23 protein-coding genes are annotated in these 20,860 nt (G+C 64.8%); 11 read left to right on the top strand and 12 right to left on the bottom strand.

Features of this window, described 5'->3' with window-relative positions:
- Positions 1–158: 158 nt before the first annotated feature.
- The 4 genes from BIO17B3_RS17700 to BIO17B3_RS17715 all read left to right on the top strand — a co-directional run bounded on the left by BIO17B3_RS17700 (position 159) and on the right by BIO17B3_RS17715 (position 4,073).
- On the top strand, positions 159–1,199 hold the full coding sequence (locus BIO17B3_RS17700) for a hypothetical protein (RefSeq protein ID WP_094161310.1): 1,041 nt from the start codon (positions 159–161) through the stop codon (positions 1,197–1,199).
- A 44-nt stretch (positions 1,200–1,243) separates the two neighbouring features.
- Positions 1,244–1,699, top strand: a complete 456-nt coding sequence (locus BIO17B3_RS17705) for a DUF302 domain-containing protein (protein ID WP_141202420.1) — start codon at positions 1,244–1,246, stop codon at positions 1,697–1,699.
- Positions 1,700–1,987: 288 nt separating this feature from the next.
- Positions 1,988–2,383, top strand: a complete 396-nt coding sequence (locus BIO17B3_RS17710) for a metalloregulator ArsR/SmtB family transcription factor (RefSeq protein WP_172978988.1) — start codon at positions 1,988–1,990, stop codon at positions 2,381–2,383.
- Between the two features lie 655 nt (positions 2,384–3,038).
- Positions 3,039–4,073 carry an IS630 family transposase gene (locus tag BIO17B3_RS17715; protein ID WP_094159374.1) on the top strand — a complete coding sequence of 345 codons (1,035 nt, stop codon included), beginning with the start codon at positions 3,039–3,041 and terminating at the stop codon, positions 4,071–4,073.
- A gap of 45 nt (positions 4,074–4,118) precedes the next feature.
- Here the strand turns inward: BIO17B3_RS17715 and BIO17B3_RS17720 are convergent, their stop codons facing one another.
- Complete coding sequence (locus BIO17B3_RS17720; RefSeq protein ID WP_079668510.1) at positions 4,119–4,499, bottom strand: transposase; 381 nt, start codon at positions 4,497–4,499, stop codon at positions 4,119–4,121.
- Here BIO17B3_RS17720 and BIO17B3_RS19300 point away from each other — a divergent pair, their 5' ends adjacent.
- Complete coding sequence (locus BIO17B3_RS19300) at positions 4,500–4,772, top strand: hypothetical protein (RefSeq protein WP_050985956.1); 273 nt, start codon at positions 4,500–4,502, stop codon at positions 4,770–4,772.
- Complete coding sequence (locus BIO17B3_RS17725) at positions 4,690–5,049, top strand: LysR substrate-binding domain-containing protein (protein WP_231836537.1); 360 nt, start codon at positions 4,690–4,692, stop codon at positions 5,047–5,049. Before BIO17B3_RS19300 ends, BIO17B3_RS17725 begins: the two co-directional genes overlap by 83 nt.
- Before the next feature lie 189 nt (positions 5,050–5,238).
- On the opposite strand, the gene BIO17B3_RS17730 is transcribed toward BIO17B3_RS17725, so the two are convergent.
- The 3 genes from BIO17B3_RS17730 to BIO17B3_RS17740 all read right to left on the bottom strand — a co-directional run bounded on the left by BIO17B3_RS17730 (position 5,239) and on the right by BIO17B3_RS17740 (position 6,017).
- A complete protein-coding gene (locus BIO17B3_RS17730) occupies positions 5,239–5,505 on the bottom strand; it encodes an AbrB/MazE/SpoVT family DNA-binding domain-containing protein (protein WP_013106931.1) in 267 nt (88 codons plus the stop codon).
- On the bottom strand, positions 5,505–5,690 hold the full coding sequence (locus tag BIO17B3_RS17735; RefSeq protein ID WP_156054967.1) for a hypothetical protein: 186 nt from the start codon (positions 5,688–5,690) through the stop codon (positions 5,505–5,507). Before BIO17B3_RS17735 ends, BIO17B3_RS17730 begins: the two co-directional genes overlap by 1 nt.
- Before the next feature lie 111 nt (positions 5,691–5,801).
- Entirely contained in the window at positions 5,802–6,017 is a 216-nt protein-coding gene (locus BIO17B3_RS17740; protein WP_156054968.1) for a hypothetical protein, read from the bottom strand.
- 315 nt (positions 6,018–6,332) lie between these two features.
- Here BIO17B3_RS17740 and BIO17B3_RS17745 point away from each other — a divergent pair, with 315 nt between their 5' ends.
- On the top strand, positions 6,333–7,613 hold the full coding sequence (locus BIO17B3_RS17745) for an ATP-binding protein (RefSeq protein ID WP_156054969.1): 1,281 nt from the start codon (positions 6,333–6,335) through the stop codon (positions 7,611–7,613).
- A 42-nt stretch (positions 7,614–7,655) separates the two neighbouring features.
- Here BIO17B3_RS17745 and BIO17B3_RS17750 read toward each other — a convergent pair whose 3' ends face one another.
- The 6 genes from BIO17B3_RS17750 to BIO17B3_RS17775 all read right to left on the bottom strand — a co-directional run bounded on the left by BIO17B3_RS17750 (position 7,656) and on the right by BIO17B3_RS17775 (position 14,028).
- Positions 7,656–9,824, bottom strand: a complete 2,169-nt coding sequence (locus BIO17B3_RS17750; RefSeq protein ID WP_156054970.1) for an ATP-binding protein — start codon at positions 9,822–9,824, stop codon at positions 7,656–7,658.
- Between the two features lie 51 nt (positions 9,825–9,875).
- The gene (locus BIO17B3_RS17755; RefSeq protein WP_094161316.1) at positions 9,876–10,652 is read right to left on the bottom strand and encodes a hypothetical protein; all 777 of its coding nucleotides are present in this window, start codon (positions 10,650–10,652) and stop codon (positions 9,876–9,878) included.
- Between the two features lie 248 nt (positions 10,653–10,900).
- Positions 10,901–11,776 (bottom strand): nucleotidyl transferase AbiEii/AbiGii toxin family protein, encoded by an 876-nt coding sequence (locus BIO17B3_RS17760; RefSeq protein WP_013106927.1) that lies wholly within the window; start codon positions 11,774–11,776, stop codon positions 10,901–10,903.
- On the bottom strand, positions 11,773–12,378 hold the full coding sequence (locus tag BIO17B3_RS17765; RefSeq protein WP_013106926.1) for a type IV toxin-antitoxin system AbiEi family antitoxin domain-containing protein: 606 nt from the start codon (positions 12,376–12,378) through the stop codon (positions 11,773–11,775). Before BIO17B3_RS17765 ends, BIO17B3_RS17760 begins: the two co-directional genes overlap by 4 nt.
- A 97-nt stretch (positions 12,379–12,475) precedes the next feature.
- Positions 12,476–13,480, bottom strand: coding sequence for a site-specific integrase (locus BIO17B3_RS17770; protein WP_013106925.1), 1,005 nt, complete (start codon positions 13,478–13,480; stop codon positions 12,476–12,478).
- A gap of 155 nt (positions 13,481–13,635) precedes the next feature.
- Positions 13,636–14,028, bottom strand: coding sequence for a lytic transglycosylase domain-containing protein (locus BIO17B3_RS17775; RefSeq protein WP_156054971.1), 393 nt, complete (start codon positions 14,026–14,028; stop codon positions 13,636–13,638).
- A gap of 91 nt (positions 14,029–14,119) precedes the next feature.
- Here BIO17B3_RS17775 and BIO17B3_RS17780 point away from each other — a divergent pair, with 91 nt between their 5' ends.
- Genes BIO17B3_RS17780 through pilO2 form a run of 4 tightly spaced genes read left to right on the top strand, consistent with a single transcriptional unit; the run spans position 14,120 to position 18,432 of the window.
- Positions 14,120–15,187 (top strand): toxin co-regulated pilus biosynthesis Q family protein, encoded by a 1,068-nt coding sequence (locus BIO17B3_RS17780; protein WP_197737912.1) that lies wholly within the window; start codon positions 14,120–14,122, stop codon positions 15,185–15,187.
- Position 15,188: 1 nt separating this feature from the next.
- Positions 15,189–15,617 (top strand): lytic transglycosylase domain-containing protein, encoded by a 429-nt coding sequence (locus BIO17B3_RS17785; protein ID WP_156054972.1) that lies wholly within the window; start codon positions 15,189–15,191, stop codon positions 15,615–15,617.
- Complete coding sequence (locus BIO17B3_RS17790; RefSeq protein ID WP_156054973.1) at positions 15,614–17,353, top strand: pilus assembly protein PilN; 1,740 nt, start codon at positions 15,614–15,616, stop codon at positions 17,351–17,353. The genes BIO17B3_RS17785 and BIO17B3_RS17790 overlap by 4 nt, the downstream gene beginning before the upstream one ends.
- Entirely contained in the window at positions 17,350–18,432 is a 1,083-nt protein-coding gene (pilO2, locus tag BIO17B3_RS17795; RefSeq protein WP_156054974.1) for a type 4b pilus protein PilO2, read from the top strand. The genes BIO17B3_RS17790 and pilO2 overlap by 4 nt, the downstream gene beginning before the upstream one ends.
- Before the next feature lie 67 nt (positions 18,433–18,499).
- Here the strand turns inward: pilO2 and istB are convergent, their stop codons facing one another.
- Both istB and istA read right to left on the bottom strand, forming a co-directional pair.
- A complete protein-coding gene (istB, locus tag BIO17B3_RS17800) occupies positions 18,500–19,303 on the bottom strand; it encodes an IS21-like element ISThsp10 family helper ATPase IstB (protein WP_156054975.1) in 804 nt (267 codons plus the stop codon).
- Positions 19,293–20,819: an IS21-like element ISThsp10 family transposase gene (gene istA / locus BIO17B3_RS17805; protein WP_156053024.1), complete on the bottom strand. Its 1,527-nt coding sequence runs from the start codon at positions 20,817–20,819 to the stop codon at positions 19,293–19,295. The genes istB and istA overlap by 11 nt, the downstream gene beginning before the upstream one ends.
- Between the last annotated feature and the right edge of the window lie 41 nt (positions 20,820–20,860).

Below are 20,860 nucleotides of genomic sequence, written 5' to 3' on the forward strand. Positions count from 1 at the left end.
TATCGCGGTGTCAGGAACTTTAGCCTGTTCCAACCCATCCACTGGGGAGGATGCCACCGATATTCCCCCGCGTCGATTGATTTGCGCTTGCTCGAGGTAACTTGAGTCCATGCAGCCGTCGTTCCCCCCGTCCTCCCAACCCCAAGGAACTTTGCCCGATGAAACCCCGCTTGCGTCTGTCCAGCCTTGCCCTGCTCGCGCTGATGGCTGTGGCGGCACCAGCCGCTCCTGCATATGCCTCCCCGGCGGGCGCATCCGCGTTCTTGGTCGGAGCCTTCCAGGCCCCACCCATGGGGGGAGGCCCGGGCAAAATGGCGGTGGTGCGCTGGCCCGGCAATGCTGCGCATGTGCTGAATTTTGGCCAGGCTGGAACACCCAAGGGGAATAGCTTTTTTGTCGGTGTGAATGCGCAGGACCACCAAGTCTTCATCCCGAGTCTTGCCGGGACCACCGATGTGATCGACCTTCGTACAGACAAACCGGTCGGGCAGTTCAAGAGCATCCCGGGTGGGCGCGTGGCGGTGGTGTCGCCTGACCACCGCCTGGTGTTCGTGCTCTCCGGCAAGGCATTGGCGGCGTACGCAACCCGCGATGATGTGTTGCGCTACGAGATCCCGGTTGGTGGCAATGCGTTGGCGTTCAACGCGGACGCCAGCCACTTGTATGTGGGTGGCAATATGGATACGGCCATCACCGATATCGATCCCTCCACCGGTCAAATCCTGCGGCGGATCCCCATCGGTCATTCCGGGGATCTGGTCTGGGCGCACGGATTGTTGTTCTCGGCAGACATTCAGAGTGGCGTAATGACTGCCTTCAATCCCGTGACCAACCAGATCGTCAACATGAGGACTAGCGAGGTTGACCCCAATTTCGCCTACAACAAAATTCCTGCCGCAACAGCAGGATTCATGCAATTGGCGGTGAGCCCTCGTCAAGACATCGTGTATGCAGCCGGCTTTTCTGGTCACATTTTGCGGTTCTCTACCATCGGGCCGCGCTATCTGGGTGAGGTCAAGGTTGCCGTCGGCAAGGAAGGGCCCAACAAGCTCAGCGGTCTTGCGGTGCTGCCCCATGGAACCAAGGCCATCACGACCATCGAAAACCGTCACGAGTCCGTGGTGGTCGACCTTCGCACTGGCCAAGTGCTCAAGCGTCTGCCAGGCATCGCCAGCAATCGCTGGGTGCTGGCGCGCTAATCCGCACAACCCGTGGTTTGAACCCGAACGACAAGGAGATTGAGATGTCCAAATTCCTGCTGGCCCTTGCTGCCGTATTTGTCCTGGCCCAGGGCGCCTGGGCACAAGCCCCACAAGTAATTGAGGTGCGCAGCACGCACACGGCTGCAGAGACGTTGCAACACTTGGAGCATGCGATCCAGCAACGTCATTTGCAAATCGTTGCCGTGGTGGATCACAGCGGCTCCGCGCACAAGGCGGGGCTGGAACTTCGGCCCACCAAGCTGGTGATCTTCGGCAATCCGGCCTTGGGCACAAAGCTGATGCAGATGAACCAACAGGCAGGGCTTGGGCTACCTTTGAAAATACTGGTCTGGGAGGATGCCAAACATCGCGTTTGGTTGGGCTATACCAACCCTGCGGTGTTCGCGCGGCGCTACGACATCAATCCTTCGGCCAAGCCCATTCTGATCATGAGCAAGGCCCTGCATGCGATCGCTGCCGAGGCGGCCGGGAGCTAGGCTGACCCGGTTATCGGCAATGCGATGACCGGATCTGGGCTGCCGTGATGCGGGTTCGCGCAGTCGGCAAAGTGACTGCAACTGATCGCTGAGCGACCACCAAGGTTCGGCACTCCAGCGGGGCCTGACCGACCCGCATGGACAGTCAGAAGGATGTTTAGCAGATGTGGGTTGCACGAAGGAAGAATCACCCCGTCAACCTTTCGGCCCAACGTTTCTCGTCCGAACGGACAAAGGCCATGCTGCGCTGGACTCACATGGAAACGCGCGGATGGCCTGGCCTTTGACATGACGGCTTCTATGTGCTTCTATGCGCATATGTCTAAAGCGGCCAATTTCTTCAAACTCTTCGCCGATCCAACGCGCTACCGGATTCTCCACTTGTTGACGCTGGATGAATGTTGCGTGTGTGAGCTCGTGGATGCGGTGCAAACTCCACAGTACACAGTCTCACGCCACCTCGCTGGATTGCGCAAGGGAGGATGGGTGGTGGAACGGCGTGATGGAACCTGGATCTACTACCGCCTCGCCCCCGAGCATGCCGCCCTGATCAAGGCGGTGCTGCAAACCGCCCAAGCCCATGACCTGGATGCGCAGTTGCTCACTGCGGATGCAGCTCGACTTCAAACGCGGTTAGACATGCGAACAGCGGGTCGCTGTACGTTGGGCTACGGCATCGTATAACTTTTTTACTTTCTAATATGCTTAATTGTCCATATACGCGCATAGCATGCATGGCGAACGGATCCCATCAACCCCATGCCCTCCTCCATGCGTGCCACAGCTGGCGACCAGCTTCGAAGAACCAAAGCGTCGTCCTGTGCCCAGTTTCGAAGGGGTTGGGGTGGCGCATTGCTGTTCGCTCTGCTGCTCGGCGGCTGTGCGAGTTACCAACCCCAGCCTCTCATCCCAGCGCAGGATGCCGCCGCACTTCAAGCACGAGACGTGAATGCAGCGGGGTTGCGGGCTTTCCTGGCAGCCCATGGCCAAACCGTGACGCCATGGCCACTGCCTTCTTGGGATCTGAGCAGCCTGACTCTGCTGGCTCTGTACGACAACCCCCAATTCAAGGTCGCTCGCGCGCAATGGCAACGGGCTCGCGCTGGAACGGAAACAGCAGCGCAGTTGCCCAACCCATCCCTTCACCTTTTCGAGCAACACCACAGCTTGGCACCGGCAGGCCTCTCGCCTTGGTCCTATGGCCTCGCGCTGGGAATCCCTTGGCAGAGCACAGAGCTGCGTCAAGCGCGTGTCGCCCAAGCCCATGCGTTGGCAGACGCGGCTATTGATCCGGCACTAAACATTTGAACTTATTGCAAGTCGTAGAGTCAGATCGAGCATGGAAAAGATCGACTCCCGAACGCTGCCGGTGGATGCGCTCAACGAGCGCCGCCGACGTGCGGTGAAGATGCGGCTGGACGGCGCGAGTCTGAAGGACACGGCGGCGCAATGCGAGATGTCGCGCACGACGGTGATCGCGGCGGTGAAGGCCTTTGAGGCCGGCGGTTGGAAGGCGGTCGACGTCGACCGCGGCGGCAGACCGGTGGGCAGCGGCCGCACCCTCAACGCCGAGCAGGAGCGCGAGGTTCAGCGACTGATCCGCGACCGCACGCCCGACCAGTTGAAGATGGTCTACGCGCTGTGGACGCGCCAGGCCGTCGCCGAGCTCATCCGGGACCGCTACGGCATCAAGCTGGCCGTGCGCACGATGGGTCTGTATCTCGAGCGCTGGGGCTTCACGCCGCAGAAGCCCATGAAGAAGGCCTACGAGCAGTCGCCGGCGGCGGTCAAGAAGTGGCTCGACGAGGAATACCCGGTCATCGCCGCGTGCGCCAAGGTCGAGGGCGCCGAGATCCACTGGGGCGACGAGACCGGCCTGCGCAGCGACGACGTGCGCGGCCGCAGCTACGCACCCCAAGGCCAGACGCCGGTGATCCGGGTGAACAACAAGCGCCACGGCCTGTCGGTCATCTCCACCGTCACCAACAAGGGCCAGATGCGGTGGAAGGCCTTCGACGGGGCTCTGAACTCGGACATTCTGATCGACTTCCTGCGCCGGCTCGTCAAGGACGCGGGCCGCAAGATCTACCTGATCCTGGACAACCTGCGAGTGCATCACAGCAAGCCCGTGAAGGACTGGCTGGTCGAGCACAAGCACCAGATCGAGGTCTTCTACCTGCCCAGTTACAGCCCCGAGCTCAACCCCAACGAGATGGCCAACGCCGACCTCAAGCAGGCGGTCACGAAACTGGCTCCGGCGCGGACCAAGCTGCAACTCGTCAAGGCCACTGCCAGACACCTCAGCAGCGTCCAGCGGCAGCCCGAGCGGATCAAGAGCTACTTCCAGCATGCTCCGGTTCGGTATGCGGCTTGAGTTCAATGCTTCAATGCCGGGTCAATAGCTCGACCATCGTTTGCGTCACGATGATGGCCGGTAGCACTGGAATAGCACCGGGCACCGCCAGGGCAGGGTGCTCTTGGTCATGCGCGCAGCGTTGGCGCACTCGCACAGGATGTAGCGAATGGCGTTGTTGCCGTGCCGGGTGCGGCCGGACTTGCGCTTGCCTGCGCTCTCGTGGTTGCCGGGGCTCAGCGCGGCCCAGCAGGCCAGGCGCTCAGGCGCGCCGAAGCGGGCCATGTCGTCGTCGATCTCGATGAGGATCAGCGCGGCGGCGGTCTCGTCAATGCCGGGGATGGTCTGCAGCAGGCTGTGAGCCCAGGCGTAGGGCTGCATGGCGCGCATCAGGTAGGCGTCGATGTCGGCCAGTTGGCGCTGCAGCGCGTCGATGCTGTCGCTCAAGTGGCGCAGCACGAACAGATGGCCGAGCTGCAGGTTGAGCTCATCGTCATGGAGAGCACCGGCATCTACTGGAAGAGCGTCTACGCTCACCTGGAGAACGTCGGCATCACCGCCTGGGTGGTCATCCTCGACTCGCTCGAAGCGCGCAACCGCCAAGCCATCGACGGCAAGCTGTGCGTCGCCAGCCTACCTGAAGCGCCAAGGCACGCCATCTGTCCCCGCCGATCTTGCCGACCATGCAACCCTGAGCTTCAGCTATTTATGGGCGGGTGATGAATGGCCTTTCATCGACGTGCAGGGCAAGGTCGCCCGGATCAAGGTCAGTCCCAGCGTGCATGCCACCAATGGCGAGCTGCTGCGCGAACTTGCAGTCGATGGCGCAGGCGTCATCATGCAACCAACGTTCATCGTCGCCTCCGAACTCGCGCAAGGGACGCTTGTGCCCGTTCTGATGGACTACCAAACCCTCGAACTCAATTTATTCGCTGTGTACCTCAGCCGCCGCCACCTCTCGAACAAGGGGTGTGTGTGTTTATCGACGAGATCGTGAGCGCAATCGGCGAGCAACGCGCATGGGAGCGATGGGCACGCTGAAGTGCTCGCCCGACAACAGCCCACGCTTGTCGGCCATCTCCACCGTCGCGTTGAACAACCTGGGGCTTGGATCCGAGGGTTCGCGCGAGGATCGGCGCCTTCACGTCCAGCGTCTTCACCTCCAGCACATCCACCTGCTGGCGCATCACGGACACTCCACCGGCTTCACCGCGCGTTCAGCCCGGCGCACGCGCACCGTCCCGTCCTTGCCGACCTCCCAGGCCAAGGTATCCCCGGCTTCGACCCCGAGAGCCTTGAGGATTTCCGGCGGAATCCCAATCCCGCGGTGCTGGTTGCGGCGCTGGTTCTCCTGCTGCGCCTGCTCCGCCAGGCGCAGCACGAACAGCACGCTCCCCAAGGTGCAGAGTATGGCCACCGCGGCAGTGACATACACCCCCGTCATGAACGACATCATCCTTCTCCTTCAGGTTCGAACGGCAAGTTGGATGCTCTGGTGCTGCAGGGCTGGGATGCGTTCATGCGGTCGTTGTCGTCGTCCGCGGCTCCTGCCATCTGCCATCTGCCATTTGCCATTTGCCATTTGCCATTTGCCATTTGCCATTTGCCATTTGCCACCAAAATCTCCATTGCTTCCATTGCTTTCTCCTCGGATGCCCACCGGGACATCTCCAGAACCATCATCCCGCACGAACGTGGCTTCGCAAGTCGGCAAGACGGGCTTGCCCACTACTCGATAACCGACAGACTTCAGACGCTCGCCACCCAGAGCGTCTTGCCGCTGAGGCGGCATAGAGCGCGGATGCGCCCCTCGCGTTCGAGCTTGACGCCGAGTGTCGCACTGATGGGCAGACGCTGGTGCTCGGCGATCAAGGTGTAGCGGTGGCCGGCGTGATGGGACTCTTCGAGCGTCGCGCCCTGGGCGACGAGCTGGACGAGTAGAGGATAGAGGCGTTCTTCGCGCATGGGAATCTCCTGAAGGCGTTGGACATTGCGGACGCACGAAGGGTGTGCGTGGTTCCAAGCTCGGGACCGCAGGGAGCGGTCGATTCAGGATCTGCGCGGGTGAGAAGGGCCTTTAAAACGTGAAGATGGACGGGAAGAGGCTTGAATCGTACCCGCGTTTGCGGTGTGCGCAAGTCGACGAACATGGTTCAGCATGGATCCTGCCCGCCGGGTTGCCACATTACCGCATCGGGCAACTCGATTCGCCTGAAATCGTTTCGGATAGTCGGTCAATTAATTTTCAATTGGACGCTGATCAATCTACAATCAGCCGACATGCAAGCCTCCGAATATCATCCCCGTTTTGTCCAGCCCCGCTTGATCGAGGCCTTGCGCGATACGCCTGTTGCCCTCATCCATGGGCCGCGGCAGTGCGGCAAGACCACGCTGGCGCGTGCCGTCGGTGCGCAGCACGGCTATGCCTACATCAGCTTTGACGATGACGTGCAGCGTGCTGCGGCCCAAACCGATCCGGTCGGTTTCGTGGCGGATTTGCCCGACAAGGTCATCCTCGACGAAGTGCAGCGCGTGCCCCTGCTGTTCACCACCCTCAAGGCCGCCATTGACCACGATCGCCGCCCCGGGCGGTTCATCCTGACCGGCTCGGCGAATGTCCTGCTGTTGCCCAAGCTGGCCGATTCGCTCGCCGGGCGCATGGAGATCCTGCGCCTGCATCCGCTGGCGCAGGCCGAGTTGGCGGCGGTGCCGACGGACTTGCTGGCCGCCTTGTTCAGCGCCAGCTTCCCACCCCGGGCGCACGTCCGATCCCCCACCCGACCCCATATCCAACCCCACGCCAGGCTGGGCAAGAGGTTGGCCGAACGGGTGGCCGCCGGAGGTTTCCCCGCTGCGCTTGCGCGTGGCACCTCACGGCGTCGCACCGCCTGGTACCGCGACTATGTCGAGACCCTGGTGCAACGCGATGTGCGCGACCTGGCACGCATCGCCGCCCTGGACGCCTTGCCCCGTCTGATGGCCATGGCTGCGGGACAAACGGCGCGTCTGCTCAACGTCACCGACCTCGCCGCGCCGTTCCAGCTCAGCCGCCCCACCATCCGCGAGTATGTGTCCTTGCTGCAGCGCATCTTCCTGTTGGAAGAGCTTCCACCCTGGCACAGCAACCGGCTGAGCCGCCTGGTCAAGACCCCCAAACTGCACCTGGGCGACACGGGTCTGGCTTGTGCCCTGCTCGGTGTCGACGCCCAGGGCTTGTGGGATGATCGTCGACTGTTCGGACAATTGCTCGAAACCTTCGTTTACCAGGAGTTGCGCCGCCAGGCGAGTTGGGCCGGGGAGCGCAGCGCCTTCTTTCACTTCCGCGACAAGGACGGCGTCGAAGTCGACATCGTCGTCGAGCAAGGACAGAAGCTCGTCGGTATCGAGGTCAAGGCCGCATCGACCGTGACGGCAGCCGACTTCAAGGGTTTGCGCAAACTCCAGGACGCCGCTGGCGCACGTTTGATTGCTGGCGTGGTGCTGTATGACGGCGAGGCTGTTCTGCCCTTCGGGCCCGGCCTGCATGCCCTGCCGATCAGCGTCTTGTGGAAGGAGGTTTAGCCCGGCTGGCAACCCGGGCCGAAGCCTCCCTAACAGCCCGCCTCACACAAACCCCATGGTTCCAGCTCCCACCCCACCCGGTTTGAAGCCGCATTCCGTTCGCAGCGCGATGACGAAGTCCTGCGCGCTGCGCAGGGGCTGTAAGCGATGCCGCCGCGCCACCGTGGCGAAGTCCCCCGGCGTCAGCGACGCCAGCGCCCGAAGGTCTTGCCGCAGCCCTTCTTCCGGCACGCCAAGTCCCAGGACCGCGCAATGACTGCCCAGCAAAGCCCAGGCCTGCTCCGGCCGCAAGGCCCGGAACTGCAGCTTCAGATCAAAGCGCCGCAGCGCCGCCGGGTCCAGCCCCTCCAGACGATTCGTCGTGGCGATGAACACGCCGGGGAAGGCCTCCATCTGCGTCAACAACTCGTTCACCAGCGTCACCTCCCAGGCCTGCGCCGCGCCGCGCCGATCCTGCAGCAGGCCATCGATCTCATCGATCAGCAGCACCGCCCCGTCCTCCTGCGCGTCATGGAAGGCCCGCGCCACCAGCCGTTCACTCGCCCCCAGCCACTTGGCGAGCAGGTCCGACGCCCGCCAGAGCTGCAGCGGTCGCCCCAGTTGCTCCGCCAGCCAGCGCGCGTACGCTGACTTGCCCGTGCCGGGCAGGCCGTAGAGACACAGCCTGACGCCCCCGGTGTGGGAGGCGTGGGCGATGCCCTGGGCAATGGCCTGTAAATCCACGTCGGCATGGACCAGCCGCGGATCGTAGGTGCAAGGCAAACGCTGGGGATCGCAGGCCATGACGGCAGTGTGGCCCTGGGCCCGCAGGGTGTGATTGACCAGGGCGAGCAAAGCCGCATCGCGTTGCGCGGGATCCAGCCCTGCGCCGACCTGCCGCACCACATCCGCCGCCCGGGTCAGCACGGCTGGCGCCAGCACCGCGCTGGCCGCCAGGGCCGCCAGGGTCTCGGCCCCCACCAGCGCCCCCACAGTGGCCCGGGCGATGGAGTCGCGCACCTGTCGTGGCGGCACCGGAAGCTCCAGCACCAGATCGAAACGCCGGATCAGCGCGGCGTCCATCTCCCCCACGGCGTTCGTCACCCAGAAGGTGGGCACCGGGTTGGTCTCCAGCGCCCGGTGCAGCCAGCCCTTGCGGTGCTTGCCCGGGTTGGGACTGTGCAGAGCGAACAGGCCCGTGACGTCGCCCTCGGTCTGGCTGGTGAACACATCCTCGATCTCGTCGAACAGGATCAGCGCCCGACGCCGCGCCAGGAAGCGCTGCGCCGCCCGCCAGGCCCGCAGCCGCTGCTCCCCGCCGATCGGATCGCCGTCCTCGTCCGCCGCGCTCACCTCCAGCAACTCACAATCCAGGACCGCGGCCAGCGTGCGGCACAGTTCGGTCTTGCCCGTGCCCGGCGGGCCGTAGAGCAGGACATTGGTGCCACGCTTGCTGCCTCCCGCCGAGTGGTGACCCAGGGCCGACGCCAGATAGGTGCGCAGCAGCGTCCGGCTCAGCCCCAGATGCGGGTAATCGTCCAGGGTGAGGCGCGCCGGAGCACTGGAGGCGACTGCCCCACGCAGCAGCGCCAGCGGCTCGGTGTCCGGCGCCAGCATGGCCTCGGCAAAGGACGCCGAGAACAGTTCCAGCCGGGTGGACAACGTGCCCTGGCCCGCCCGCCTCAGACTCAGCAGTCCACTGTGGGCCAGCACCCCCGCCGGCGCCAGCGCCCGCTTCACCGCGACCTCGGGCAGGTCCAGCAACGTCGCCAGCACCCCGATGGCCTTCGCCGGGGTCAACGGTCCCAGGGTGTCGGCGGCGTCCTCGAACAGCCGCAGCGTCTGCAACAGACAGGCACAGCCCAGCAGCCGGCAGTCCACGGCCGAGAGCTGCACCAGGGCCGCCAGGCGTGCCAGGTTCTCCTCCAGCTCGACCGGCAGCACGAGCGCGTCGGCCTGCGCCTCCAGCGCCTGCCAGTCGGATTCGAGCACGCGGCGGATCGCGACCAAGGCGGCAGCGTCCGTGCCGCCCTCCCGCAGAGCGTGGGGCACGCGCAGCGTGGCGAGCAGACCGGACACGCCCTGGCCGTCATGCAGGAGCTGGCGCAGCCCTCCCAGCGGCAGCAGGATGCGCAGCAGCCACAGGCGCACCAGGGGGACTGGCGGCTCGGGCACAGGCGAGCGCGTGGGGGTGTCGTTCAGGGCGTCGAGCAGGCGTTGATGGCGTGGCATGGTTCAGCGTGGCATTGGAGGGGGATGGATGTGATGGATGAGCGCCTCGAGTCAGCGCGCGGCGTCCGGGGGCGCTTGAACGGCCGCGGCGGCTTCGGCTTCGGCTGTTTCGGTCGCATCCAGGCTCAGGCCCAAGGCCAGGCCCACATGGTGGTCGTAGCGGGTGGGCAGCCACATCGCCAGCCCCAGCGCCGTGCCCAGCAGCCAGGGCAGGGCGCGACAGCCGTGCGCAGGCTGGTGGGCCAGGACCCAGCCCACGCCCCGAGCCAGTCCCCAGGCCAGACCCGCCAGCAGCGCCACCGTCGTCCAGGCCCAGCGCCGGGCGCACCGCCAGTGCCGCAGGACCTCGCCCCCCAGGGCTTCGGGCCGCAGCCGCTTCAGGGTGGAGGCCAGGGGCAGGGCCTGCAGATCATGGCCGCTGGCACGGAACACCGACTTGCGCCAGGCCTCGTCACGGCCGAGGTGCAGGATGCCGCGGCCATACAGCCCGACCAGGGCGAACGCCAGCAGCAGGAATGCCCGGCTCATCCCGGGTGCATGGGAGAGCAGGGTCGCACTGCCCAGGGCCGCAGCCAGGATCAGCCAGGGGGCGAACAAGGTGGTGACGCCCAGGGCGGCGGCAAGACGCAGGCCCGCCATGCGGCGTGCGCCTTGCGGAGATTGGCCACGGTGTGCAAAGCGGCGTTGCAGCCCCAGGCGGACGCGATGACCAGCCGGCGAGTCGGTCCAGAACAGCACGAGCAGGATGTCGCGCAGGGCGGTCAGGCGGCGGCACAGCCGCGATGGGGGTGACGAGGATGCGGGTTGCGCTGAGGGTTGGATGGGCATCGTGGACGCTCCGGGACGAGGATGCAGACCATCTCATCACAGGAAGGCGCGGATGCAAGTCGACGCCAGCCGACGTCAGCGGGGGCGGGACACAGAGTCGGGAGTCAGCCGATGCGTCGGCGACCTGGGCAGGTCATGCGGCTCGCCACCCTCGGAAGGCTTGGGATCTGCCCGGGCTGGGCTCAGCGCGTAGGCTATATATTCGACCGTAGCGATGGACGCGAAGCTGCTGCTCTACGAGTCGGGGTTCAAAGAGCGGCTCGGTTCAACGCAGGTGCCAGGGCGGATCGCAACCGATCCACGATGACAGGCAGGGGCTCGGGGGTAAGCGCGTTCTTCTTGAAGAACGCCAGCCACAGCGACGCCCGCGAGGAATCGAGTGCGAATTCCTCCGACAGCCCAATCGGCAGCGCATCGGGCACAGCCATGCCGCGCCGATCAAAGGTGGCCTTGATCGCTTTGGCCAGCAAATCGATGTCCAGGGTTTCTCGTTCCAGCAGAACCGACAGATCGAAGTAGTCCTTCAGGCGGCTGTTGGTCATGCCCAACAGGGCGATAGCGTGGAGTTTTTCTGCAATGACCGTGTACGTCGGGTAGGCCCGCAGCCGGGGAGCGGGCAGATCGTCCAACAGCACTGGATAGACCGAATCCACCGGAGCGGGCGTGACGACATCGCCGAAGCCGACATCGATCTGCGTCTTGCAGCGCGCCTTGGCCAGCTCGCCAGCGATGATCACCCGGACGCCGCCGTAGCCTGCCTCCTTACGGATTTCCTCGACCGTGACCGAGGTTGGGTCAAATACGATGCCGTCGTCAGCAGCCACGGCGGCGATGTCGCGGAAAGTCTCAGCGACCGAAGCCAGATCGCTCGCGCCGAAACCAAGCAGATCGGCGTCGCGCGTGGCCCGGTGCGGCATGTCGTACCAGAGTGTGAAGAGCAGCGCGCCTTTGAGCAGAAAGCGATCGGCGTGCCGCGATTGAGTCAGGCGGTAGAGGATGCGTTCCAGCGCGAAGCGCACCAGCACCTGATTGAAATCGACGCCCTGCGCTTTGGCGACGTTGAGCAGGCGCGCACGGACGGACGCGGCGACACTCGCCTGATTCGTTGGACGCGCCGGGCTCATGCGACGCTCTCCAGATAGGGCCGCATCACGTTGGCTACGCGGCAGATCTTGGCATAGCGCCAGATGTCATCGACCGATGCCTTGTTGCGGGCCCGCGCGTCCTTCAGGGCCTCCAGCGCCACATCCAGGCCGATCTTGTTGCGGTGCTTGAAGCAGTCCGCCACGGTCTTTGCAATACCGTACACCCGGAGCTTGACGCCATCGCGTTCAATTTCCTCGACGCCTGCCGTGTAAGCGTCGCCCGTGAACTGCACCATCTTGATCGGCGGATGGTCGAACCGTGGGGCATGGCTGCCGCGCGGCATGGCGATCCAGACCTGGCGCGGCAGTTGGGTGGTCAGTTCGTGGAACTGCAGCGCGGTGAGCAGGCAGAACACGGCTTGCGGCACCTTGGTGGCGACGGTCACGAGACTCTCAAATTCCGACCCGTTGGAGTCCGTCAGACGGTACAGGCCACGCCCAATCTTTTCCAGCAGGCCAGCGGCGGTCAGGCGCGTCAGGACGACCCGGGGCGCATCGATGGCGTCCAGATCGCTGGCGCGCAGCATCCCCTTCTGGCTGGCCAGAACGAGGACGCGCTGAGTGTGTGTGTCGGGGAGCATGGCTGGAGTATGTTCCGTTTATTCGTCGAATGCAATCGTTCGACGAAAAATAGGAGCATGCCCGCGATGACGGGCTGGCTCGTCGGCGCAGGCACTTTCAGTCCGCCTTGAGCCGATCCGCCATCGTCTCGGCGCTTTCGTTGTAATAGATTTGCAGCATGCGAAGATCCTTGTGCCCGATCATCCTCGCCAGATCGAGAATGGGGAGTTTCTTGGCTAGCCGGGTGACAGCGGTATGCCGCAGATCGTGGAAATGCAGATCCTCGATCATGGCGAGCTTCTTCGCTTTGCGCCACAGCGAATCAATCTGCGATGTATTCAGATCAAAAACTCTGGCCGTGAGGTCGACCGGATCCGGTTTGAGCCCAGACAACACGGTTTGCGCTACGGGTGAGAGCGGAACACGGCGTGTTGCTGCGGCAGTCTTGCCTGAACGGACCGTCACGACGGTCGGAGCGACGTCGGCCCAGGTCAACTTGGCAATTTCGCCGACACGCATGCCCGTCTCGACAGCGAACACCGCAGCGGCTCCAATGCGCTCCGAAATCGTGGATGGGCGCTGTCCGGGCTGATAGCTGAGCGCAAAGAGGATGCGATCCAGTTCCGCCTCGGTTGCCAAGCGATCTCTTGGCGGGGTTGGGGGAGGGCGCCGCACCCCAGTAAACGGGTTTTCGGCCAGCCAATGCCACTCCTTGACGGCCAGACTGCAGGCGTGCGACAGCAGGTTCCACTCGCGCTGCACCGATGCTGGGCTGACTTGCTTCAATCGCCGGTCTCTCCATGCGGCGACAGCCGGTTGCGCCAGGCGCACCAGCGGAACCTCGGCAATCGCATCTCGCAATGTCAGATTGATGCGCGTGACCTCCCAGCGCTTGCCGCGCTTGTATTCGCTGACATCATCTCGATAGCGTTCGAGCAGTTTGGCAAACGTCGCCCCAGCGGGGGCGGCTGAGCCACCGGTAACACCAGCGCCGATTTCCCGCTCAACTTGTTCGACCCATACATAAGCCGCAGCCTTCGTATCGAAGGTTGCCGACCGGCTCGCGCCATTGCGCCTGACTTGCGCCCGAAAAGTCTTGCCGCGTTTGACGACCGTTCCCATTCCCGTTCCCCTTCCGCTTGGTGCAGCACCTGGTGCAAATTTGGTGCAAATGGTATGGGAAACGGCGACAAACGGTGGCGCTTGATGCCGATTTTCGGCAAGAAAAAAGCCACGCAACTCATTGAATTACGGGGCTTTATGGGGTTAAGCGGTGTTTAATGAAACATGTTCGTGGTGCCGGTGTTGTAAGCCGACAAGGCACCTCGCAGCGACCCGCCTGATTGCGACCAGGCGCCCAGCAGGATGACTTGCGCCGCGCGCAGATTGCTGCACGGGTCGAAGACCTGATCGGCACCCAAGCCCAGCGCGGGGAGATTCCTACTGTTGATCTGAGCCAGACCCAGATCAACCGAGTGCCCCGCCTGGATGAGCGTGCGGGCGAGCCTCGCCGCCTCGGCCAGACTTGCGGGCCGGTACGACTGTCCGGTTGTGTTGTCGTGCAAGGCCAGCGGGTTTCCGCCGCTTTCCTGCTGGACGATGGCCGCCATGGTCACGGCCGCCACCTTCGGTGCGCATTCCTCGATGGCGTTCAGTGTGATGGGCCCCATACCCCGGTTCGCTGCCGTGTTGCGCGTACCCCGTGCAACGCCCAACCGAAAGCCAGTAAGGGTCACGAGACCCCTTACCAAGGACGCTTTCATGCAACGACCTTTGCTCAAACTGGCGGTGGCGACCGCAATCGTCTGCAGTCTGCCGGCTGCCATGGCAGATGTCCTGCCCGGACAGCCCCAGTCTGCGCGGCTGCTGACGGCGTTGGCACTCATCGTGCCGCAGCCGTATGAGATCAACGTCGACAACAGCATTCCCACGGACACGCGGCTCTCGTGGGGAGAGCAGGGCGATTGGGAGCAGCAATTGCGTCAGGCCGCCGAGTCTGCTGGCCTGGGCGTGCGCTTCAACGCGCCCGCGCATGCGCTGCTGATCTTTCGCCTGCCGCGCATTCATCGCGTCACGGTCGGACTTCCCGCTGCGCCGGCGCAGGCGAGCTCGCCTGGGATGGCAGCCGCAGCGGCGCCGGCAACACTGAGCCCGCATGAACCCCGGGAGCCCGCGCAGGGCCCCGCGATGCAACCCTCCGGCAGCAAGGCGGCGGGCGGCGAGGGTTGGTCAATGCCCGCACCCGCGATGGCGGCGCGGGACGTGTACCTGATCGATGCGATTCAGATGCTTATGCCGCCATCCCTTGCGCCGAGCCTGCAACTGGAAGTTCTGGCTGCCAATCTAAACGCGCCTGCGCATTGGGCACCGGGGTCGCGCTGGGGCGCGTTGCAGTCGATGCTGCGCGGGATGGGTCTGCAGGCTCGCCTGGATGGCAAGACGCTGCGCATTGCGCCCGTGACGGAATCGGACTCCAAAGCGGCTGCAGCCCAACCAACTGCTGCGCCGCAACGCCCCATGGGGCTAGCCGCGGCGCCTGCGGCAGTCAAAAGCATCCCCGTGTTCAAACCGATCCCGCTATGGACGCTCAAGGCGAATCAGGCCATCAGTGTCGGTCTGGACGTCTGGGCCCGTGCCTCGGGCTGGAAGGTTGTCTGGAATGTTCCCCAGGACTGGCTGGTGCCCAACACCGTGCAGTTCCAGGGCGATTTCAGGGTGGCGGCGACGCAGGTCATTCAGGCTCTGGCCGCCAACGGCGCCGACATCCGTGCCGATGTCTACACCGCGAACAAGACCCTGGTGGTGCATGCCGCAGGGCAGGGGGTCTGACATGCCGGCCGTCGCGGCTCCTTTTGTTCCGCCAACGGCGCCCACCGTGCAGTGCACGGTGCAGGCGGCGCAGCGCTTCGGTCTGCCGCCCGGGGCGCTGGCAGGCATCCTCATGAACGAGGGCGGAAGGCCCGGCCTGTGGAGCCGCAACGCCAACGGCAGCTACGACCTCGGACCGGCGCAGATCAACACGCTGTGGCTCAGGAAGCTGCGCGCCCACGACATCACTCCGGCCATGGTCGCCAACAACGGCTGCCTCAATGTCACGGTCGCAGCCGGAATCCTGGCGCTGTACCGCCAGCAGGCTGGGGGCGACCTCTGGACGGCCCTCGGTTGGTATCACAGCCACTCCCCCCTGCTGGCCGATCAATACCGCACTCGCATGGTCCGGCGCCTGAGCGCTGCATTGCAGAAGGATCCCTCTCAATGAAACGCACCGTTATTCCCATGTTCCTGCTGGCCATCGCTGTGGCCAGCACGCTTCTGTCCGGCTGCGCCTCGGTCAGCCAGACCCGCGCCACGGCATCCGCCATCCGCACCACGGCGGTGACGAATCTCAATCCGCCGCCATCGCGCCCGGTCGTCGCCGTCCATCAGGGCGCCTGGCTGATGGGCGCGGTCGTGCGACCGACGAAAGCGCCGCCACCGGCGTTGACGCAATCCGTCACGTTCGAGCGCGCCGACGTGTCCGGGATGACGCTGCAGGACTTCGCGGCGTGGATCGTGCAACACACCGGTGTCGCCGTCACGGTGGACGCGTCCGCGCAGCCAGGCGCCAAGGCCGGCGCGTCGGTGCAGCCGTTGGCGGCCCCGGCTGGTGGCTCCACGGCACCCGGGCCCATGGGAGCGCCTGTGGGCATGCCTGGTGCCTTTCCATCGCCCGGGGGCGGACAGGCGGCCCTGGTGGCTTCCGCGCTTGGTGTGCCCACAGTCGGCGCAGCCGGAGATCCTGGCAACCGCACTGCGACCGTCGCCCGGCCCATGCGGTTGTCCTACACCGGCAGCCTCCATGGCTTCCTGGATGTCATCGCCGCGCGCTTTGGCGTGTGGTGGCGCTACGGACTGGACGGCGTGCACATCTTCCACACGGAGACCAGGACCTGGACCCTGCCGGAGTTGCCCAAATCGGCCTCCTCGACGGGGGGTGTCTCCACCGGCGGAACGACGGCGGGGGCCGCAGGCGGCATGACTGGTGGGTCAACCGGGAGCGCCCCGAGCGCGGCGACGGGCGCATCGTCCAGCAGTGGCTCCGGGAGTACCTCGATGAGTGGCACGTTGTCCGTCGATGACTGGGCCGGGCTGCAGAAGGCCGCTGCCACGGTCGCCGGCACCGGCGCCGTTGTCAACGTCGACAAGTCGCTCGGCATCCTGACGGTGACGGCGACTCCGCCACAACTCGAGCGCGTGTCCGACTGGGTCAAGAGCCTCGCCGCCGACATGCAGAAGCAGGTCGTCGTCGACGTGCATGTCTACAACGTGCAGACGGGCCGCGAGGACAATTATGGCGTGGGGCTGAACCTGGCCTACAAGAACGCTTCCGGCCACACCGGAATTTCGGTGGCCGGCGCGCCGGTGCCTTCCGTCACCGGAGGCCAGACACCATTCGCGTTCGGTGCCAACATCCTGTCGGGCCCCCTGACAGGCTCAAGCCTGGCGGTGCAGGCGCTTTCCACCCTGGGCGACGTGTCGCAGGTGGTGTCCCGCTCGGGCGTCACGAGCAACGGCCAGATGCTGGCCATCCAGGCGGCCAAGCAGGTCAATTACCTGGCGGGAAGCACCAGCCTGCTGACCTCGACCAGCGGATCGTCGACCGCCCTGCAATCGGGTACGGTGACGGTGGGTTTCACCGCCACATTCCTGCCCAAGGTGGTCGACGGCAAGATCCTGCTCGACGTCAACATGACCCTGAGTGATCTGCTGGGCATCCAGACGATCACGAGCGGCGGCAGCTCGCTGCAGCTGCCGAGCATCGCACAGACCACGTTCCAGCAGATGGTGTCGCTCAAGTCCGGCCAGACTCTGGTGCTGACCGGCTACCGCCAGCGCGGTGCCTCGGTCACGAACAACGGCGTCGGGTCGCCTGAAATGCCATTGCTGGGTGGCGGCGTGGACGCCTCCAACAGCGACAGCATCCTGGCCGTGGTGATCTCCGCGAGACTGCTGTGAGCGCGGCCCGCGTCATTCAACTGCCGGGCGACAAGCGCAAACTGGTCGTCGGCATGCGCTGGCGGCATGAAGACCGTGCACCTGCGGCCAATGCGCTGCGCGCCGCAGCCAAGGAGCGGGGCCGCTGGGTGTGCCGGCGCCGGACCAGCATGGGCAGCCACCAGACCGGCTTTGCCTCCCTGGAACTGGGGCGCAAGGCCGCGGCGATGCAATCGCTGGGTGCCCTGGTGGCGGACGCCAAACCTGAACCGTGGCTGGGCATCTTCGATCTGGGTGAAGGGATCTACTGGTACATCGCGGTGCGCGATAACCAGGAAATCCTGCCCGATGGCGACGTGATCGGCAACCGCGACGACATCGAGGAGGCGCGGGCACGGCATGCATCCTTCGGGGGATGGGAATACGTCGACGGCGACGCCAGTGCGGTGCTGAGCCTGATCTCGGGCAGCAAGCGCTCATTCCCCGTCGTGGACAGTGAGGCCAGACCCTGGCTGGCCCCTGCCGTCGGTGGCGCCTCCCTTTTGTTGGTTTCCGCAGCAGGGCTCATGCTTTGGCATCGTCACGAGCAAGCCGTGGCCCAGCAGCGGCAGGAAGCGTTGGCGCGCCAGCAGGCTCTGCGGGCCGCCATGGCGGCCAGTGTGCCGAAGGCCGCAGCCATCCTGCCGTGGACGCAACTGGCATCGGCCGCGGATTTTCTGCGGGCCTGTGGCGGGGCATTCGACGCGACACCGTTGGCGCAGGATGGCTGGGTGCTGTCCGCCTGGGATTGCCTCCAGGCCCCGGGTGGACAGACCACCGTCGATCGGACCTGGAGCCGCGTGGGCGGCACTGATCTGCGCACGCCGGCCGGCGTGCTGTCCGCCGATGGGAATACCGTCAGGGCCTCTCTGCCATTGGCACGGCCCCTGCCACACGGGGCCGGAGCCATTCTCGCCGGTGACCCGGCTGAGCGCGCCATCCGCGGCATGGCGCAGACGCTGGACTTTCCGCTGTCGCTCACCAGTGCTTCCTCCCAGAAGCGGCCCGTGGGACTTCCGGGCGCAGCGCCCGTGGCCCCGCAGAAGATCCCTGCTTGTTGATTTCCATGCAAACCTGACCCACTATTTCCATCTCGATCTGACCCACCCTTGTTTGTGAACTTGAAGCTCACGTTGTGGATAAGTTCTTGGGTATCTTCTCCTTCTTGGTCGTCTGTGGGGGTTGCTGTGCAGAGCTGTTTTTGAACCGGAAGCTGTCGTTACCGGTTTCCAGAATATGGCAGTGATGCGTTAGCCGGTCTAGCAGTGCCGTGGTCATTTTGGCATCCCCGAACACGTCGGCCCATTCGCTGAAGCTCAGGTTGGTGGTGATCACGACACTGGTGCGCTCGTACAGCTTGGACAGCAGGTGAAACAGCAAGGCTCCGCCTGAAGCGCTGAACGGCAGGTAACCCAGCTCATCGAGAATCACCAGATCGGCATAGGCCAGCCGGTGGGCCAACTGTCCGGACTTGCCGTTGGCCTTCTCCTGCTCCAATGCATTGACCAGCTCCACCGTGGACAAGAACCGAACCCTGCGGTGATGGTGCTCAATGGCCTGCACACCGAGGGCTGTGGCAATGTGGGTCTTGCCAGTGCCGGGCCCGCCCACGAGGACCACGTTGTTGGCATCCTCCAGGAACGCGCACCGATGCAACTGGCGCACCAGGGCTTCGTTCACTTCGCTGTGCGAGAAGTCAAAGCCTGCCAGGTCCCGATACGCCGGGAATCTTGCCCCCTTCAACTGGTAGGCCACCGAGCGCACTTCTCGCTCGGCGGTCTCCGCTTTGAGTAACTGCGACAGGATCGGCTGGGCTGCCTCGAAAGCGGGAGCACCTTGCTCGGCCAGTTCAGTGACCGCCTGGGCCATGCCGTGCATCTTGAGCTCGCGCAGCATGATCACGATGGAAGCGATGGCAGGGTCATGACGCATAGCGGACCTCCCTCAGTTGGTCATAGCGAAGCACGTTGGCCTGGGGTTCCACAGACAGCTTGAGTGCCTGGGGAGAGGTGACAGGCGCCGGGGCCGGCTTGCCATCGAGCAAGCGGTGCAAGACATTCAGGATGTGGGTCTTGCTGGCGGCTCCGGCCTCCAAGGCCAGTTCCACCGCCGCCAGCACAGCCTGCTCGTCGTGGTGCAGCACCAGCGCCATAACCTCCACCATCTCCCTATCTCCACCCGGCTGTTTCACGAGTGCAGCCTGCAGTCGCTTGAAGGCTCCAGGCAGCTCCAGGAACGGAGCACCGTTGCGCAGGGCCCCGGGCTTGCGCTGCAGCACCGCCAGGTAGTGGCGCCAGTCGTAGACGGTCTGGCCAGCGCCATGGTGGTTGCGCTCGATCAGGCGCTGATGCTCACAGACGATCTGGCCCTCGGCCGCGACAACCAGGCGATCCGCGTAGACCCGCAGGCTCACAGGCCGATTGGCATACGGCGCTGGCACGCTGTAGCGGTTGCGCTCGAAGTGGATCAGGCAGGTGGGCGAGACCCGCTTGGTGTGTTCCACAAAGCCATCGAAGGGCCGTGGCACCGGCATCAAGGCGGCCCGCTCCTGGGCCCAGACGTGAGCTACGGTACCCGGCAGCTTGCCATGCGCAATCTCGCGCCATAGCGCCTGGCAGCGTTGTTCCAGCCAGACGTTGAGCTCGTCGAGGGCCGGGAAGGCCGGCACGACTTGCCACAGCCGGTGGCGCGCATCACGCACATTCTTCTCCACCTGGCCCTTCTCCCAGCCGGAGGCGGGGTTGCAGAACTCGGCCTCGAACAAGAAGTGGCTGGCCATGGCCGCAAAGCGTGCGTTGACATCCCGTTCCTTACCCCTGCGAACCCGATCCACAGCGGTGCGCATGTTGTCATAGATACCCCGGCGCGGCACGCCACCGAACACCGCAAAGGCGTGGTTGTGCGCGTCAAACAGCATCTCGTGGGTCTGCAGCAGATAGGCGCGCAGGTAGAACGCCCGGCTGTGGCTGAGCTTGAAGTGCGCCACCTGCAGCTTGGTGCGCACTCCGGCAATAACCGCCCAGTCCTCACTCCAGTCAAACTGAAAGGCCTCACCTGGGCCGAAGGTCAGGGGCACGAAGGTGCCACGGCCCGTAGTCTGCTGGGCCACCAGGCGCTCCTCGTGCCAAAGCCGGACGAAGGCCGCGACGCGGTTGTAGGAGCCCGGGTAGCCCAGGGTCTGTAGATCCGCGTGCATCTGCTTGACGGTGCGCCGCTGCTTGCGTGATCGGCCAGCCTCGGCCTTGAGCCAGCCAGCGAGTTTGCCAGCGAAAGGATCGAGCTTGCTGGGGCTGACCCGCTTGGCGTAGTGCGGTTCGGACTCGCCTGCGCGCAGGTACTTGCGGATGGTGTTGCGAGAAAGACCGGTGCGGCGGGAGATCTCGCGGATGGACATCTGCTCGCGCAGGGCCCAGCGTCTGATAACACTCAGTGTTGCCACGTCTATCACTCCTGGTCTCCTGCTGCTTAACAAAGCAGCAGGTTAGGGTT

The sequence above is a fragment of the Thiomonas sp. OC7 genome (assembly GCF_900634595.1).
GTDB lineage: Bacteria > Pseudomonadota > Gammaproteobacteria > Burkholderiales > Burkholderiaceae_C > Thiomonas > Thiomonas arsenitoxydans.